This window comes from Pseudophaeobacter sp. TrK17, assembly GCF_042192375.1.
Classification (GTDB): domain Bacteria; phylum Pseudomonadota; class Alphaproteobacteria; order Rhodobacterales; family Rhodobacteraceae; genus Pseudophaeobacter.
Genome location: NZ_CP071700.1, coordinates 3,724,193 through 3,739,208 on the forward strand (window position 1 = coordinate 3,724,193; position 15,016 = coordinate 3,739,208).

The window sequence follows — 15,016 nt, forward strand, 5'->3', positions numbered from 1 at the left end:
GTGGTGTCCAGAGGGTTTTTGAAAGAAAAATACTAATGCTGCGTTGGCGGAGTATTTGCCGTATTGAGTTCCGGATCCTCTGCTTCTTTCATTGCGTTTTCAATGTCTTCAGGGTCATTACTCGGAACGGCATAGCTGCCATTCATCCAGTTGGCCAAATCCAGATTAGCGCAGCGCTTTGAGCAAAAGGGGCGATGGGCCTGCTTGGTTGCAAGTCCGCAAATCGGGCAGCTCATGACAACAGCTCCGACAGGACAACGCGGGCGCGTTTGCGTTGCAGCTCATAGTTGCCCAGATTGGTCCATCCCACCATGGTCGTTTCTTCGCTATCTGCGCGCAGAGCCGCGCGCAATGCGCTCTCGAAGGTGCTGCGGTCCTTTTTGGGCATGGGGGCAACATCAATCACAATCTGACCCGCAAGGCCACGCAGGCGCAGGGCGCGGGGCAGAAGTTTGGCGCAGGCGATATTTGTTTTGGTTCCGGCCGCCAGAGAGGTGTCGCTGCCGGTATTCACATCTACGGCCACCAGGGCGCGTGTTGGTTCGATAAACAGATGGCCACCGCCGGGCAGCGATTCGCGAATGGTGAGCGTAACATCCAGCGCATCAAGAACACCGTGGTGTTCAAAATCGCCAGCTTCTCGAAACACTTCGGCTGGTTGCGACCATTCTCGCCAGGCGCGTAGGTGGGGGCCGTCTCCTTCGGTCAGAACCTCCATCTCGCCCTCTGCATCCGCAAGCACCTGGGAGGCCAGATCCGCCATGGCGGCGATGTCTTCAGCCACCTCATCCGCATCTGCCCCCGCACAGGCTGACCGCAGGATCATGCCATAGTCCGCCCCCTCCAGGGCACCATGGGCAATTTCCAACAGCCTGTCGCGTTCCTCTTCGTCCCGAATGGCGCGGGAAATATTGATCCCCGGCGCGCCGGGAGTGGCAATGGCATAGCGGCTTTTGAACAGTAGCTTTTGGGTCACGGGGATGGCTTTGCCAGGCTCCGCATAGCCGGACACCTGCACCAACAGCATCTGACCAGGCGCCAACCCTTTGACCTGTCGCAAAAATGCAGGGCCGTCCGGGGTGGAGAGGAACATGCCGCCCTGGCCTTTGACCGGGCGATCGGCCCTGGCCCGGTAGATGGTGCCCGGCAGCGGTGCATCGCCATCGATCAGAAAGTCATCAAGTTTTCCGTCCACCATAAGAGCGGCGGCTTCGCGGCCTTGGATATGGTCCAGAATGATTGAGCGACCCTTCATGCGGCGGCCTCCTTGTAAAGCTTGCAGCCAGCGGCTTGCAGCATATTTGCGGTCTCTGCCAAGGGCAGGCCAACGATTCCGGTAAAAGACCCGCTGATCCAGGGAATAAAGGCCCCAGCCGGGCCTTGAATACCATACCCTCCGGCCTTGCCCTGCCAGTCATTACTCGCGAGGTAGGCGTTCAATTCGGCGTCGGACAGGCGCTTCATTTTGACCTGGCTCACCACCGAACGCTGCCAAAGCTGGTCGCCGCGACGCAGGGCGACTGCAGTGATCACCTGGTGGCGGCGTCCCGCAAGGGCCAGCAAAAACTCAGCGGCCTGTCCGGCATCAGCGGGCTTTCCCAATATGCGACGTCCCAAGGCAACCGTGGTATCCGCACATAGCACAACGTCATCGGCCTCTGCCGGGACAGCGCTGACTTTTTCGCGGGTGACCCGGGCGCAATAGGCACGGGGGAGCTCTCGTGCCAGAGGTGTTTCATCGATATCCGGTGGCCGCACAGCATCGGGTACAACACCCAGCTGCGCCAAAAGCTCTAGCCGCCGCGGACTGCCTGATCCCAGAATAAATGCCATTGCTTTGGCCCCTTTTCCATTTCACCCCGTCATAAAGCGGAATACTCAAACAAGAAAGAGCAGCCCCTGGCTTCATCTTTCCGCAAATATTCCTGCCAGAGGCTGCGACCTGCAGGGCCGCACATACAAAAGCCCGGCACAATGGCCGGGCTTTGGTTCAATTGGCGGATCAACAGCTTACTTAAAGCGGTAGTTGATCCGGCCCTTGGTCAGGTCATAGGGGGTCATTTCCACCTGTACCCTGTCGCCAGCCAGAACACGGATGCGGTTCTTGCGCATCTTGCCCGCCGTATGTGCGATGATCTCATGGCCGTTTTCCAGCTCGACCCGAAACGTCGCATTAGGCAGGAGTTCCTTCACGACACCGGGAAATTCGAGCGTATCTTCCTTGGCCATGTTGTCTCCATATTCATATTACCCCGCCTAGCTGCGGGAACTGGGACTAAATGAGCCTATTCTCCCAATATTTCAAGGGCGCAATCACGGCTTGAGAAGGATTCTAGAGGTTTTTATCCTCTGCTCCTGTTCTGGCCAATGGCTGCGATTGCGCACCACCCCTGCGGCACGCACATCTGCAATGGTTTTCAGGTCAACCTCCGCCAGAGTCCAGCCTGGCTGCCCAAGGGTCCCTTCGGCGATAACACCGGTTGCAGGAAAGCCGGTATCAGGTGGCCCAAAGACCCCCCCCATGCCGAGATTGACCTCCACCGATGTCGACCAGGGCGCGGTGCCAACAACCGAGGCATGCGCCGTAACACATTGTCCTTCAAGTGCCCGAGACATGGCGCCAATGCGGACCCGCCAATACCCAGCCAGGGCCTCGGTACAGGAAGGCACCAGGATGATATCCGCCTCCGTCAAAGCGCGCCCCAAAAGGGGAAACTCGCTGTCATAGCAGATCAAAACACCAATCTTGCCGAGGGCGGTATCAAACAGTTTCAATGGCCCGCCCGCACCGATCTGCCAGGGATCACGCTCAAACATGGTCATGATCTGCTTATCCTGATGGTCCCGGGCGCCACAGGGGCTGTAAAACTCAGCCCGGTTCACCGGCAGATCAAAACCAGCCTTTACCGGGGCAGAAGCCCCTAAAATATATACATTATATTCGGCAGCGAGCTTTTGATGCAGTGCCGCCACATCGTCCATGCGGTCGGATACGGCAGTGATAGACCCTTGCAAATCCGCAGCCACACCTGGGCCATCCAGGGTGGACAGCTCCATCGCGCCGTATTCGGGGAAAACCAAAAGATCAGCGCCCTGGCCTGCGGCATCTGCCACCCAGGCTGCAAGCTTGTCTTCATACTGTGCCCAGCTGTCGAGCCAATCAAGCGGGTAGGCAGCGGTTGCGATTTTCATAAGCTCAGATCCTTACTTATTTTGGCTTCCCACAACAGGCCAGACCAATAGAGAAATGGCAACTCTTCCTTTGGCCTATCTGAACCTCAAGGCCTTGCCGTCAGAGCGCGCGCCCAGAATTATAGCGTCTTATCTGGGACACAAGATTTGCGAAATCCCTGCACGCAAACCGCGTCATAGCCCTGGCAATCGGCGCATGGCCTTGCAGGCCCAATACGCGTTCCAGCGGGCTGTGTAGTGGCTTGGCCTCAGGCAGTGTGCTGAGGGGCTAAAGGCTGCAGAAGGCCAAAACTGAATGGCAGCGCGCCAGCATGGAAGGCACGAGGATCAAAAAAAGCCACCCGCAGGGGCCTCCTCCGGTCGCGATGCGACAAAACCGATTCGGCGCGGGCGACAACCTGGCCCGGATCAAAGCCACTGCAGGATGTGTAGCATGGTATTGAGACAGAGTTTCGCACAGCCCCACCCGGCAGGTTGATGATTTCACCTACAGTACCGCAATTACGGCGGGCACAGGGCCGGGTTATATGATTTCGCTTGCTTCGCCCCAGCGCGCCGTCAGCTGCTGGATAATCTGGTCACGCGTTTGCCGATAGCTGTCCAGCTTGGCTTCACGTGTCTCGCCCAGGCCGGTGGGATCCATGATTGGCCAGTACTCAACATCCAGGTGAAAGACCCGCGTCAATTCCAAGGCGCGGCGCTGGCTGGCAGGCGACAGCGCGATGACCAGATCAAAGGATGACAGATCATCGCCCCATTGCTCCATCTCGTCAAAAGAGCGCGACCGATGGCGCGACAGTTCCACATCAATCTCTTGGCAGACCGCGACGCAAAACCCGTCGATCTCAAGATCATTTTTGACGCCGACAGACTGCACATAGGTGCCAGTGCCATAGAACTTCTTCATGATCCCCTCAGCCATAGGCGAGCGGACCGCATTATGATCACAGCAGAACAATACGGACTGCGGTAACGCGCTCACCCATCACCCCCCAAAATGCAGCACACAAATAAGCGTAAAGAGGCGGCGGGCAGTATCAGTATCGACCTCTGCCTTACCTTCCAGGCGTTCTTGCAGCACCCGGCTGCCCTCGTTGTGAATGCCGCGCCGCGCCATATCAATGGTCTCGATTTGGCTGGGAGGAAGCGTTTTTACAGCGGAAAAGTAGCTCTCGCAGATCTGATAATAATCTTTCACCACCTGCCGGAAAGGAGACAGCGACAGGTGAAATTCTGCAGCCTTTTCCCCAGTTTCAGTTTGCAGGTCAAACACGAGACGTTTTTCACGAATGGCAAGACCCAGATGGTAGGGGCCATCCACAACTGGTCGGTCCCCACGCGAAGGGAGTGTGAAAGAGTTTTCCTCGATCAGATCAAAAATCGCAACTTTTCGTTCCTGCTCGATCTCCGCTGTCGGCGGTGGCAGATTGCGGTCATCCAACTCGATTTGACTGATGCGGCTCATGGGCTTTGGTCTCTGTCGGGAAAGCGGTTCAACATTCTCTCTAATCCATGGTGCAGCCCGGAGCAAATGCACAGTTGCCCCAATAGGTGCCTGGACAACAAAATCGACCTATAATGACTACAAAAAGCAGCAGCAAAAAAGTCTTTGTACCTTGGGCGAGGGTATTTTGGGCCAAATGAAGCTGGAACAAACACAGGCGCAAGATGCTGCCAGAGGCTTGGTATTCACGCCTGTTGGGCGGCGTGCATGATCCAATCGGCGAATATCTTAACGCCTCTCTTGTTGCGCGACAGTGGGTTGAGCACGAGGCTATAGGCAAAGCCGCTCAGCTCGGGACCGGGTATCTGCCGGTAGCGGCCTGAGCTCAGACCGTCCGCGACAAGCGCACTGCTGGACAGAAGCGACCCCAACCCCTGATCCAGCGCATTGAAAGCGGCACTTTCATCACTGAAACGGGTGATCTGGTCCGTTGGGAATGCCTCCCCGGCTTCCTTGAACCATTCCTCCCAGGTCGGGCCGCCCATCTCCGGATTACGCCAGCGAAACCCCAGCAAGCGAGTGTCTTGCAAACCGGTGTCCGGGCACTCGGCCAGGCTGACGGGGATATAGCGGTCTGAAAGCAAAACCTCGGCTTGCTCACTCACAGCGGTGTGAGGGCCATACCGGATCGCCAGGTCCAGCCGGTCAGCTCGCAGGTCCAGCACATCGTCATCGGTCTCGACCTCGACCCTGATGTCCCCGTGCTGGTCGAAAAAGTCCCCGAGGCGCGGCACCAGCCAGCGTTCTGCAAAAGCATAGGTGGTTGTGACCCGGACCAGCGATTGTTCGACATCCTTGTCGAGCATTGCGAAGGCCTCGCCCAAGGTATCAAAGGCCGTCTGCAGTTTGGGAAACAGCTCCTGCCCGGCCGGCGTGAGGGCGATCTGGCGGGGGCGGCGTTCGACCAGCTGGAACCCGAGATAGGCTTCCAAATGCCTGATCTGGTGACTGATAGCCGTCGCGGTGACGCCGAGCTCCCCCCCGCATCAGCAAAACTGAGCCTTCGGGCGACCGCTTCGAAGGCACGAATTGCGTTTAACGGCGGGAGCTTACGCATGGCGTCCATCCCTGGTGAAAAGAAAACTCAGCATGGCCTGAAGAATGGTCATTTGTTTTTAAGCCTCCTCTTTCTGAAGCTTGTGGAATGAAAAGGGAGGACAAAATGACACGCAACATTATTACCACTCGGCGCCAATTGATCAAGGGGGGGCTCGCGGCTACCGCCGTCCTCGCCTCCCCGGCCGTTCTGCGAGCGCAGGGCCGCCGCGACCTGTCAATGCTCACCTGGGCAGGCCATGCCGACCCCGACGCGATCGGTGCATTCGAGGAAACACACAACGTGCGGATCCGCGCCAAGGAGTACGTCGGTGGCGACCAGATGCTGGCGCAAATCGCCCAGTCTCCGGCCGGAACTTACGATGTGATCCTGTCGGACGCGGAATACGTGGTGCAATTGCAGCAGGCCGGCTTCATCGCCCCCCTGGCACCAGAAGACTATCCGTTTGACGACTTTTTTCCGGAGTTTCAGAATTTCCGTGGCCACTGGTTTGACGGTGATCCCTATGCGGTCTTTCTGCGGTTCGGGTTCCTCGGGCTGTCCCATAATCGCGCCGCGATGAGCGAGGCCGAAGCCCGCAGCTATCGCAGCATGTGGGACGCTAAGCATGAGGGGCGGATTGGCCATTTTGACTGGCATCTGCCCAACCTTGGAACGTTGAGCCTGGTGAACGGAAATGAGACGCCTTTCGACCTTGATGAGAGCCGCTGGTCAAAACTGACCGAAACGATGATGTCGCTCCGGCCTCAGGTGCGCGGTTTTTATGACTACGGCGGGATGTTGTCGGCGCTGCGCTCCGGCGAGGTCGCTGCGATCCCCGGCATCGGCGACTGGATCACCGGCGTACTGGCCCGCGATGGTGCTGATGTCACCACCACCATCCCCGAGGAAGGTGGCCTGCAATGGACCGAGTCCCTGTCAATTGGTGCCGGGTCCAAAAATCAGGATCTGGCCCGGACATTTATCCAATACATGCTGTCACCCGAAGGCCAGGTCAAAACCGCCACGCTCAAGGCCTATCCAGCGATGATCCCGACGCGGTCGGGCTGGGCCCGGCTGAATGATGAACTGCCAGGTGAGGCACAGCGTCAAAACATGGTGCTGAACGGTCCAAATGCGCTCGATGAGATCCGCGCCGGGCGTATCCGCCTGCGGGAGCTTCCAGTGCAGCAACCATTGGAAACCTGGAACGACGCCTGGACCCGCTACAAGAACGCCTGATGCCCGGTCCGGTCCCGGCACTGCAGCCGGGACCGCAACCCGATGGGAGATACCGACATGACTGCCCCTGCTATACCGGCCCGCACCTCGTTGCGCCGGTTCCTTTTTAACCGCGCCTGGCAGGCGCTCTGGGTCCTGCCGCTGCCCGTCTGGCTGCTGCTGTTCTTTGCCGTGCCGCTTGGCTTGCTGGTGGCGATTTCCTTCTGGTCGGTGGTGAACTACCGGCTGACACCGGACGCTACATTGTCGGCCTGGCGCTATGTTCTGGGCCTTGATTTTCTCTGGGCCAGTTTCTGGCGCAGCTACAGCCTGTCGATGGCCAGCGCTGTCGCGATTTCGCTCCTGGCCTTTCCGGCGTCCTACGCGATGGCCTTTGTCGCTGCGCCACGTCAGCGGCTGATCCTTCTGGGGCTCGCGATCGCGCCGTTTTTCACAAGCTATCTTGTCCGCATCTATTCCTGGCAGGTCTTCCTGACAGAGGGCGGCGTGATCTCTTCGGTTGTTCAAGCATTGGGTGGCAAAGGCGAAAGCCTTCTCAACACCTATTTCGCGCTGTTTCTCGGTCATGCAACCCTGGCGTTGCCGGTCGTGCTGATCCTGCAGACCATCGCCCTTGCCAATGTGGACAGAACGGGGATTTCGGCAGCCGCCAACCTTGGGGCGCGGCCCGCAGCAATCCTGTTCCGTGTGATCCTGCCCGCGGCCCGGCCCGGTCTTGCACTGGGGCTGCTGTTTGCCTTTCTGCTGTCCTACGCCGAGTTCGTCAGCGCCGCATATCTTGGTGGTGGCGCCTTCCAGACCCTGCCGATCCTGGTGACGGATCTTGTTCGGGCGGGTCAGCAATGGCCGCGCGCCGCCGTGGTGGCGCTGCTGATGATCGCAAGCCTGCTGGTCACCGCCTTCCTAACCGTCCTCTGGGCTTATCGTGAGAAAGGATAAGACATGCCTCCGCATCTGAAACACTCCTTGCCCAAAGCCTTCTGGATCGCCGGGCTGGCATTGGTTTTCCTGCTGCTCTATGCGCCGATTCTGTCGGCAGTGCTGTTTTCCTTTAGCGCTGACCGATTCCCGAGCCTTGATATGTCCGGGTTCAGCACCCAATGGTATGCCCAGGTCCTGACCGACCGCGCGATGCTGGAGGCCCTTGGCAACAGCCTGACGGTTGCTGCGATCACCGCGCTGATCGCCACCGCGCTGGGATTTGCCGCCGCCTATGCAGACTATCGATTTCGGTTCTTTGGCCAGAAGGCCGTGCTGGCGCTGGCCTTGCTGCCGCCGACGGTGCCACTGGTCATCCTTGGCCTCGCCATGCTGGCCTTTTTCTCCCGCATTGGTATCGCCGGTACGCTGATGGCTGTGGTTGCCGCCCATGTGGTGATTGCCGCGCCCTTTGCGATGGCGATATGCCGGTTGCGGCTGGCCCAGCTGGACGAGACACTGGAAACAGCTGCGCAGAACCTCGGCGCCCAGCCGCATTCCGCGCTCGCCCGGATCGTGCTGCCGCACACGCTGCCGGCCATTCTCGCAGCCTTCCTCATCACCTTTGCGGTGTCGTTCGACGAATACGTAATCGCCTGGTTCACCGGCGGGTTGAACGAAACCATTCCCGTTGCGGTTCTGACCACGCTTCAGGGACAGGTCGACCCGACGATCCATGTCATCGGCACAATGAGTTTTTCCGTCACGCTCACACTGGTTCTGATCGCGCTTGCCGTGGTTCTGAGCCAGAGCGGCGGCGCCATGTCCAAGGAGGAGACATAATGACCAACGCGCATTTGAAAATGGACGGGCTTGCCAAGTCCTATGGCAGCTTCATCGCCGTCGAAGAGTTTTCGCTTGATATTGCCCAGGGGGAGTTCATTGCGATCATGGGGCCGTCTGGCTGCGGCAAGACCACGACCCTGCGCATGCTTGCCGGTCTTGAAACTGCCGACCGTGGCCAGATCACGCTTGCAGGCAACCGGATCGACCAACTGCCGGTCTGGGAGCGGGAAACCCCCATGGTCTGGCAAAGCCTGGCCTTGTTTCCCTTCATGACCGTGCGGGAAAACGTCGAGTTCGGACTGAAGATGCGCGGCATTTCCGGGCCCGAGCGCAAGCGCCGCGTCGATGACTGGCTGGAGCGTTTGGGCATTTCCACCTACGCAGAGCGCAATGTCGCGCGTCTGTCAGGCGGTCAGCGCCAGCGCGTCGCCCTGGCCCGCAGCCTCGTGCTGAAACCCAAAGTTCTACTTTTGGACGAGCCGCTTTCGGCGCTGGACGCCCATATGGCGATCAAAATGCAGGGCGAGTTGAAGACGCTCCAGCGCGAGCTCGGCATCACCTTTGTCTATGTCACCCACAGCCATTCCGAAGCCTTTTCGCTGGCTGACCGGGTTGTCATCATGAACGGCGGCCGGGTGGAACAAATTGGCAGCCCGCAGGACATCTTTTTGCGTCCCCGCAGCAAATTTGTCGCTCAGTTTGTTGGCGGCATCAGCCTGCTGGAAGGAAAGGTCCGGGGCAAAGAGGACGGCAATCGCTTTCTGGAAACACGCGACGGCAAAGTCCGGCTGGCCAACTGCACCGGGCTCTCCCAAGGCGAGACTGTGGATCTGGCTATACGGGCTGACAGAATATCCGTGACCGTCACCCCGGGTTGGGGCGAAAACGAAATCGCCTGCACACTGATATCAGAGGAGTTTGCCGGTGCGGTTGTCAATCTGCATCTGGAAACCACATCTGGCCATAGCCTGGTGGCACAGGTTCAGCAACGCGAGCTTGATCAGCTGGACGCACGCACCGGGGCGCGGGTCTATGCCTCCTGGCATCCAGACGACGGTTTTGTTTTGGAAGAGGCGCGACAAACACGGGGAGCCCCCAAGGTGAGGGCTGCATGAGTTCAGCTCTCGACACCACCATGGACGCCCTGCGACGGGCCGGGCAGGAAGGCGAGGTTTTTCTCTCTCTGCTGCCCGACCGTGCCCAAGCCCAAGCCCGCCAGAGCGACGGCCGCAGCAACAAACTGGGCCCGCTTGATGGGGCAACAGTGTCCTGGAAAGACATGATCGCGGTAAAGGGCGTCACAGCGACCGCCGGATCCTTGCTGAGACGCGAGGCCGCGCCCGCCAAGGCAGATGCGGAGGTGGTCCAGCGTGCCAGCCAGGCCGGGCTGGTCAGCATCGGCATGACCAATCTATCGGAACTGGCGTTTTCCGGGATCGGATATAATCCGCATTTCGGGACGCCGATGTCAGAGGGGCGTGTTCCGGGCGGCTCATCCTCGGGGGCTGCGGTGTCTGTCGCACGGGGGATCACCCGGCTGGCTGTCGGCACTGATACAGCAGGCTCCTGCCGGGTGCCTGCGGCGTTTCAGGGCGTGGTGGGTTTTCGGCCCACGCGCGGGCGGTATCCCATGGGCGGTGTGATGCCACTGGCCCCCAGTTTTGACACGGTTGGCAGCTTTGCCCGCACGGTTGCCGATATCATCGCGCTGGATGCCATTTTATCCGGCGACACAACCAGCCCGGACGCGGCCAACCGCCTGGCGATTGCCATCGACCTGCTCGACGGTGACGGGGTGGCCACGCCGGTCTCGCTGCGCTGCAAACAGGCGGTAACGGCCCTGGAACAGGCCGGTGTGCGAACGGAGTATAGCAGACAGTCGGTGCTGGATAAGGCGCTGACACTAATCAACGCGGGTGGCTGGCCGGGAGCCTTCGAGGCGGCGCAGACCCATCAAAACCTTATTGAGACGGCAGAATTCTGTCGTCTCGACCCGTTTGTCGCGGCTCGGTTGCGTGCCTCAGCCAAACTGGATCCAGGCAAGATCGCCCAGGTCGTGCATGGAGCCAAAGCCCAGCGCGAAACCATCCGTAGGGCCGATACCATTTACCTTCTGCCCACCGCCGCAATCGAGGCGCCCTTGCTCGCGCCGCTGCTGGCAAACCCCAAAACCTTTGCCGCAACTAATGCTGCGGCTTTGCGCCTGACCATGCCCGCCAGCCTGCTGGATCTTCCCGCTATTTCCCTGCCCGTCGGACAAACCGACACGGGTTGCTGGGTGGGCCTGCAGCTGGTCGGCCCACCGGACAGCGACCGCACCCTGCTCGCCACGGCAGCAATGGTCGAAACGCTGCTGATGAAAAAGGAAACCTGACATGATCCGAAACCCGATAAAATGGCCAAACGGCGCCCGCTGTGCCTGTGCGATCACCTTTGACGTTGATGCCGACAGCCTGATCCACATCGCCCGTCCCGACGACGGGCACCGCCGCCTCTACCCGATCAGCATGGGCCGCTATGGGCCGAATTCCGGTGTGCCGCGCATTCTTGAGACCTACCGGCGGCTGGGGCTCAAACAGTCCTTTTTCATGCCCGGCTGGGTAATGGAACAATACCCCGAAACCGTCGAGGCGATCCTCGCGGGCGGGCATGAGATCGGCCACCATGGGCATCTGCACGAAGACCCTGCCGAACAAAGCGCCGAGGAACAAACCTATTGGTTCGAGCGCGCACTTGAAGTTCACCGCCGCCTGACCGGCAGCACCCCGCGCGGCTATCGCGCTCCGGTCTATAATGTCACCCCCGAGGTGCTGTCGCTCGCGGTGCAGCACGGGTTCACCTATGACAGCTCGATGATGGCGGACGATCTGCCCTATCGCATCGACACCGCATCCGGGTCTCTCTACGAGCTGCCGGTGCATTGGGGCAGTGATGACTGGCCGCCTTTCGCGCATTTTGATGAGATCGGCTACAAGATGCCGGTGATGTCGCCGCGCCGCGGGCTGGAAGCCTCCTTTGAGGAGTTCGAGGCACAATACGAGGCCGGTGGGCTCTGGATCGGTATCTGGCATCCGTTCCTGACCGGGCGGCTGGCCCGCTGGCGGGTGGTAGAGCACTGGCTCGAAGAGGTTCTGTCACGAGGTGACGTCTGGTTCGCACCGCTGGAAGAGATCGCCGCCTACGCCGCAAGCCAGGAAGCCGAAGGCACCTGGCAGCCGCACCGCGAACCCGCAGCCCCCTATACTCATCCCGTCCTGATGGAGAAAAAACAATGACCCCCCCCTTTGAGCCTGCACGATCCGACGGTGAAAACCCGAGCGCGCATCACACACTTGCAGAGAATGGTCGCCTGAGCCCCGATACCACATATACCATTCCTGCCCGCCAAGGCCGGGCTATGCGGCTGAAACAGGGCGAGCTGCTGTCGGTTATGAACCGCGACGGCAACCAGATCGGCGATTTCTGGGCCTTTGCCGAGGGCGACTGCAACGAATACCTGTCGATGGAGCACCTGCGCCCGACGCTGCGGCGGGTCTCTCCACGCCCTGGTGATGCGCTGGTGACCAACCGGCGGCGCCCGATCCTGACCCTGGTTGAGGACACTTCGCCCGGCGTTCACGACACGCTGGTCGCCTCCTGCGATATTCACCGCTATGCCCAATTGGGCCATGAGGGCTATCACGACAATTGCACCGACAACCTGCGCATGGCGCTGGCGGCCATCGGCCTGCGTCCAACATCGGTGCCTTGCCCGCTGAACCTCTGGATGAATACCCCAGTGGTCGACGACGGCGCGATGGAGTGGCGCCCCCCTGTCTCGAGCAAAGGCGACCACGTGCTGCTGCGCGCTGAAATGGACGCTGTGGTGGTGATTTCCTGCTGTCCGATGGATCTTCTGCCGATCAATGGCGAAGAGGCGGAGCCAAGCGCGCTGGAAGTCAAGCTGCACCGCCCCTCCGCGTGAGCCTGGCCACACAACAAATTGGGGGCGCGGAGCAAAACCCGCGCCCCCGGATGTTACCGTCTCAGACGGGTATCTCAGGCGGCCTGCGCCGCCGCACCCGCCAATTTTGCGGCCAGCGCACGGGTACGGGTCTCTGCCGTGTCAACCGACGCCTCGTGACGCGCGTCCTTGAACTCCTGATATTCGATCGCGATCGTCTCGATGTCTGCCTGCGCGACGCCAAAGTAATGGGCGCAAGCCGCCAGCGCCGGGTCAAGCGCGTTGAGGTGTGCCCGCACACCGCCCGGAGCAAAACCGAACTCGCCGCGCGAGGACAGCACAACCAGCCGTTTGCCCGACAGGATCGGCTCGATCGGGGTGTCGCCACGGGCCAGATCAAAAGAAAAGGTCCGGCCAATTCGCGCGATGTGGTCGATCCAGCCTTTCAGGGCGGTCGGCATGCCATAGTTATACATCGGCGCCCCAAGAACGACGATATCCGCCGCGATCACCTCATCGACCAGCGCGTCGGACAGTGCCAGACGCTCGGCCATCCACGGCTCGTGCTCCTCAGGCGGGGTGAACGCCGCGTGAATGAATTTATGATCGATCGCGGGGATCGGGTTCAAACCGACATCCCGGGTGATCACTTTCGTATCTGGCGCCTGCTCCAGAAAGTTCCGGGTGAACAGCCCGGTCAGGTGACGCGTGAGAGAGCGTTCTTCAAGCTGGGCGCTTGCATCAATTCGCAACAGAGTGGGCATGGGAAATCTCCTGTGTCTATGCACTACACCCCCTGCCTACCAAGCGGCCAAGCCTCTGGCGAAAGCGAATTTCTCATGGCCTGGGTGAATGAAATTCATCCAGGGTTCCCCCCCGAACAAAAAGGATAGAACCCATGCGGCGCCTGCCCCCGCTCCACGCGCTTCGCGCCTTTGAAGCCGCCGCCCGGCATCTGCATTTTGCCCGCGCCGCAGCCGAATTACACCTGACGCCCACTGCGATCAGCCATCAGATTCGCCAGCTCGAAGAGATCCTGGAGGTGAAACTCTTTCACCGCTACCCGCGTCCGATCCGCCTGTCGGCAGAAGGGGAGGCCTTGTACCCGGTCCTGCGGGAGAGTTTTGACCGCATGGCCGATGCCATCTCGGGGATTTCAGAGTTGCAGACGGACCGCCCCCTGACGGTTTCCGTCACCGTGGCCTTCGCCAGCCTCTGGCTTATGCGGCGGCTGCCCGCATTGCGCAGCGAGGCCGGGCTCAATCTGAAGGTCGAGGCCGACAACCAACCGGTGGATCTGTCCGGCAGCGCTGTCGACTTTGCGGTGCGCTATGCCGTCCAGCCAGAGCCGGAAGGTGAATGGTTGCCGCTGTTCCAAGACCGTCTGATCCCGCTCTGCGCGCCGGACCTGCTGGGTCGGAACCCGGTCCGCGACGACGCCGCTATTCTGCGCCTGCCGCTGATCGAATACCGCTGGAGCGGCGGCGCGGAGGCCTCGCCGAGCTGGCAGCGCTGGTCGCACGCCGCCGGGCTGGGAAAGGCGGTGCCAAAGGTCACACAGCATTTTTCCGAGGAAATAAACGCCATGGACTCGGCGCTTGCAGGTCAGGGCGTGGTCCTCGCCTCCAGCGTTTTGGCCGGTGCCGCTATTGCCGCCGGGCAGCTGGTCCGCCTGTCAGAGACAGAATTGCCCGGCAGAACGTTCTGGGCGGTGAGCCGCAGCGACCATCCGCGTCTTGCCGAAATGGAGCGCTTTGCGTCATGGGCGCGTGCCTGTCACACCAAGCTTCACCATTGAACACCGCGCAGATCAGTACGTTGTAGGGCCGTCGGAGGTCAGACCTCGGTGCAGCACGGCGACGGGCTCATGGTGCGCAAGAAGCCGGCAACTCGGGCCTCAGCGTCAACAGTGCGCTCAGACCGCAATTGCCCTGCACCAGGTCCCGCAGCGTCACCAGGTCAAGTTCGTGATAAAAGGCGTCCAGCGCGCGTTCGATATAGCGTTGCAGACGACAGCTGCCGCGCAGCGGGCAGGTGTTGCTGGCTTCGTCAAAACATTCCGCAAAGGGAATGTCAGCCTCGAACAGGCGAAAAATGTCTCCCATTGAGACGTCCTCGGCCCGGCGCGAGAGCGAAAAACCACCAGAGCGGCCTCGCAGCGTGGACACATAGCCTTCGGCCTGCAGGCGCTGAACCACATGGGCTGCGTGATTGGTGGAGCAATTGCACAGCGCCGCGACCTCCGCGGTCTTGAGCAGGAGCTCAGGGTTTTCGGCGCAGACCATCAGGATCCGCGCGGCAAGGTTCGTCCTGATGGTTAGTCGCATGGTGATCC

General features: G+C 60.4%; 18 protein-coding genes. 8 read left to right on the top strand and 10 right to left on the bottom strand.

All coding sequences use genetic code 11. The annotated features are described in order from the left end of the window. Positions 1-32: 32 nt before the first annotated feature. The 8 genes from JZI28_RS17715 to JZI28_RS17750 all read right to left on the bottom strand — a co-directional run bounded on the left by JZI28_RS17715 (position 33) and on the right by JZI28_RS17750 (position 5,628). Positions 33-236 (bottom strand): DNA gyrase inhibitor YacG, encoded by a 204-nt coding sequence (locus JZI28_RS17715; RefSeq protein WP_375698448.1) that lies wholly within the window; start codon positions 234-236, stop codon positions 33-35. After that, the gene (locus tag JZI28_RS17720; RefSeq protein ID WP_295448285.1) at positions 233-1,255 is read right to left on the bottom strand and encodes a ribonuclease E/G; all 1,023 of its coding nucleotides are present in this window, start codon (positions 1,253-1,255) and stop codon (positions 233-235) included. Before JZI28_RS17720 ends, JZI28_RS17715 begins: the two co-directional genes overlap by 4 nt. Further along, positions 1,252-1,833: a Maf family protein gene (locus JZI28_RS17725; RefSeq protein WP_375698449.1), complete on the bottom strand. Its 582-nt coding sequence runs from the start codon at positions 1,831-1,833 to the stop codon at positions 1,252-1,254. Before JZI28_RS17725 ends, JZI28_RS17720 begins: the two co-directional genes overlap by 4 nt. A 177-nt stretch (positions 1,834-2,010) precedes the next feature. Next, complete coding sequence (gene infA, locus JZI28_RS17730) at positions 2,011-2,229, bottom strand: translation initiation factor IF-1 (RefSeq protein WP_005620785.1); 219 nt, start codon at positions 2,227-2,229, stop codon at positions 2,011-2,013. A gap of 84 nt (positions 2,230-2,313) precedes the next feature. Continuing rightward, positions 2,314-3,192, bottom strand: coding sequence for a carbon-nitrogen hydrolase family protein (locus JZI28_RS17735; protein ID WP_348150696.1), 879 nt, complete (start codon positions 3,190-3,192; stop codon positions 2,314-2,316). A gap of 523 nt (positions 3,193-3,715) precedes the next feature. Further along, complete coding sequence (locus JZI28_RS17740) at positions 3,716-4,174, bottom strand: low molecular weight phosphatase family protein (protein ID WP_295448325.1); 459 nt, start codon at positions 4,172-4,174, stop codon at positions 3,716-3,718. A 3-nt stretch (positions 4,175-4,177) separates the two neighbouring features. Then, positions 4,178-4,657: a UPF0262 family protein gene (locus JZI28_RS17745; RefSeq protein ID WP_295448327.1), complete on the bottom strand. Its 480-nt coding sequence runs from the start codon at positions 4,655-4,657 to the stop codon at positions 4,178-4,180. A 224-nt stretch (positions 4,658-4,881) separates the two neighbouring features. After that, positions 4,882-5,628 (bottom strand): LysR substrate-binding domain-containing protein, encoded by a 747-nt coding sequence (locus tag JZI28_RS17750; RefSeq protein WP_375698450.1) that lies wholly within the window; start codon positions 5,626-5,628, stop codon positions 4,882-4,884. Between the two features lie 230 nt (positions 5,629-5,858). Here JZI28_RS17750 and JZI28_RS17755 point away from each other — a divergent pair, with 230 nt between their 5' ends. The 7 genes from JZI28_RS17755 to JZI28_RS17785 are packed head-to-tail and all read left to right on the top strand — an operon-like array spanning position 5,859 to position 12,702. Next, positions 5,859-6,974, top strand: coding sequence for a spermidine/putrescine ABC transporter substrate-binding protein (locus JZI28_RS17755; RefSeq protein WP_353397027.1), 1,116 nt, complete (start codon positions 5,859-5,861; stop codon positions 6,972-6,974). A gap of 57 nt (positions 6,975-7,031) precedes the next feature. Further along, positions 7,032-7,913, top strand: a complete 882-nt coding sequence (locus tag JZI28_RS17760) for an ABC transporter permease (protein ID WP_295448337.1) — start codon at positions 7,032-7,034, stop codon at positions 7,911-7,913. A 3-nt stretch (positions 7,914-7,916) separates the two neighbouring features. Next, positions 7,917-8,735, top strand: a complete 819-nt coding sequence (locus JZI28_RS17765) for an ABC transporter permease (protein ID WP_295448340.1) — start codon at positions 7,917-7,919, stop codon at positions 8,733-8,735. After that, positions 8,735-9,853: an ABC transporter ATP-binding protein gene (locus JZI28_RS17770; RefSeq protein WP_295448343.1), complete on the top strand. Its 1,119-nt coding sequence runs from the start codon at positions 8,735-8,737 to the stop codon at positions 9,851-9,853. The genes JZI28_RS17765 and JZI28_RS17770 overlap by 1 nt, the downstream gene beginning before the upstream one ends. Then, complete coding sequence (locus tag JZI28_RS17775; protein ID WP_375698451.1) at positions 9,850-11,112, top strand: amidase family protein; 1,263 nt, start codon at positions 9,850-9,852, stop codon at positions 11,110-11,112. Before JZI28_RS17770 ends, JZI28_RS17775 begins: the two co-directional genes overlap by 4 nt. 1 nt (position 11,113) lies before the next feature. Continuing rightward, positions 11,114-12,013 (top strand): polysaccharide deacetylase family protein, encoded by a 900-nt coding sequence (locus JZI28_RS17780; RefSeq protein ID WP_375698452.1) that lies wholly within the window; start codon positions 11,114-11,116, stop codon positions 12,011-12,013. After that, the gene (locus JZI28_RS17785) at positions 12,010-12,702 is read left to right on the top strand and encodes an urea carboxylase-associated family protein (protein WP_297338949.1); all 693 of its coding nucleotides are present in this window, start codon (positions 12,010-12,012) and stop codon (positions 12,700-12,702) included. The genes JZI28_RS17780 and JZI28_RS17785 overlap by 4 nt, the downstream gene beginning before the upstream one ends. Positions 12,703-12,776: 74 nt before the next feature. Here JZI28_RS17785 and JZI28_RS17790 read toward each other — a convergent pair whose 3' ends face one another. Next, positions 12,777-13,445 (bottom strand): FMN-dependent NADH-azoreductase, encoded by a 669-nt coding sequence (locus JZI28_RS17790; RefSeq protein WP_295448355.1) that lies wholly within the window; start codon positions 13,443-13,445, stop codon positions 12,777-12,779. A gap of 134 nt (positions 13,446-13,579) precedes the next feature. On the opposite strand from JZI28_RS17790, the gene JZI28_RS17795 reads away from it, so the two are divergent. Then, on the top strand, positions 13,580-14,479 hold the full coding sequence (locus JZI28_RS17795; protein WP_375698453.1) for a LysR substrate-binding domain-containing protein: 900 nt from the start codon (positions 13,580-13,582) through the stop codon (positions 14,477-14,479). A 67-nt stretch (positions 14,480-14,546) separates the two neighbouring features. Here JZI28_RS17795 and JZI28_RS17800 read toward each other — a convergent pair whose 3' ends face one another. Next, positions 14,547-15,008 (bottom strand): Rrf2 family transcriptional regulator, encoded by a 462-nt coding sequence (locus JZI28_RS17800; protein WP_297338946.1) that lies wholly within the window; start codon positions 15,006-15,008, stop codon positions 14,547-14,549. Positions 15,009-15,016: the final 8 nt, after the last annotated feature.

Bases quoted from the DNA above. Each gene is read 5' to 3' on its own strand.
- JZI28_RS17735 (WP_348150696.1), bottom strand. From the start codon at position 3,192: ATGAAAATCGCAACCGCTGCCTACCCGCTTGATTGGCTCGACAGCTGG.
- infA (WP_005620785.1), bottom strand. From the start codon at position 2,229: ATGGCCAAGGAAGATACGCTCGAATTTCCCGGTGTCGTGAAGGAACTC.
- JZI28_RS17720 (WP_295448285.1), bottom strand. From the start codon at position 1,255: ATGAAGGGTCGCTCAATCATTCTGGACCATATCCAAGGCCGCGAAGCC.
- JZI28_RS17715 (WP_375698448.1), bottom strand. From the start codon at position 236: ATGAGCTGCCCGATTTGCGGACTTGCAACCAAGCAGGCCCATCGCCCC.
- JZI28_RS17755 (WP_353397027.1), top strand. From the start codon at position 5,859: ATGACACGCAACATTATTACCACTCGGCGCCAATTGATCAAGGGGGGG.
- JZI28_RS17775 (WP_375698451.1), top strand. From the start codon at position 9,850: ATGAGTTCAGCTCTCGACACCACCATGGACGCCCTGCGACGGGCCGGG.
- JZI28_RS17745 (WP_295448327.1), bottom strand. From the start codon at position 4,657: ATGAGCCGCATCAGTCAAATCGAGTTGGATGACCGCAATCTGCCACCG.
- JZI28_RS17725 (WP_375698449.1), bottom strand. From the start codon at position 1,833: ATGGCATTTATTCTGGGATCAGGCAGTCCGCGGCGGCTAGAGCTTTTG.
- JZI28_RS17760 (WP_295448337.1), top strand. From the start codon at position 7,032: ATGACTGCCCCTGCTATACCGGCCCGCACCTCGTTGCGCCGGTTCCTT.
- JZI28_RS17770 (WP_295448343.1), top strand. From the start codon at position 8,735: ATGACCAACGCGCATTTGAAAATGGACGGGCTTGCCAAGTCCTATGGC.
- JZI28_RS17795 (WP_375698453.1), top strand. From the start codon at position 13,580: ATGCGGCGCCTGCCCCCGCTCCACGCGCTTCGCGCCTTTGAAGCCGCC.
- JZI28_RS17765 (WP_295448340.1), top strand. From the start codon at position 7,917: ATGCCTCCGCATCTGAAACACTCCTTGCCCAAAGCCTTCTGGATCGCC.
- JZI28_RS17780 (WP_375698452.1), top strand. From the start codon at position 11,114: ATGATCCGAAACCCGATAAAATGGCCAAACGGCGCCCGCTGTGCCTGT.
- JZI28_RS17785 (WP_297338949.1), top strand. From the start codon at position 12,010: ATGACCCCCCCCTTTGAGCCTGCACGATCCGACGGTGAAAACCCGAGC.
- JZI28_RS17800 (WP_297338946.1), bottom strand. From the start codon at position 15,008: ATGCGACTAACCATCAGGACGAACCTTGCCGCGCGGATCCTGATGGTC.
- JZI28_RS17790 (WP_295448355.1), bottom strand. From the start codon at position 13,445: ATGCCCACTCTGTTGCGAATTGATGCAAGCGCCCAGCTTGAAGAACGC.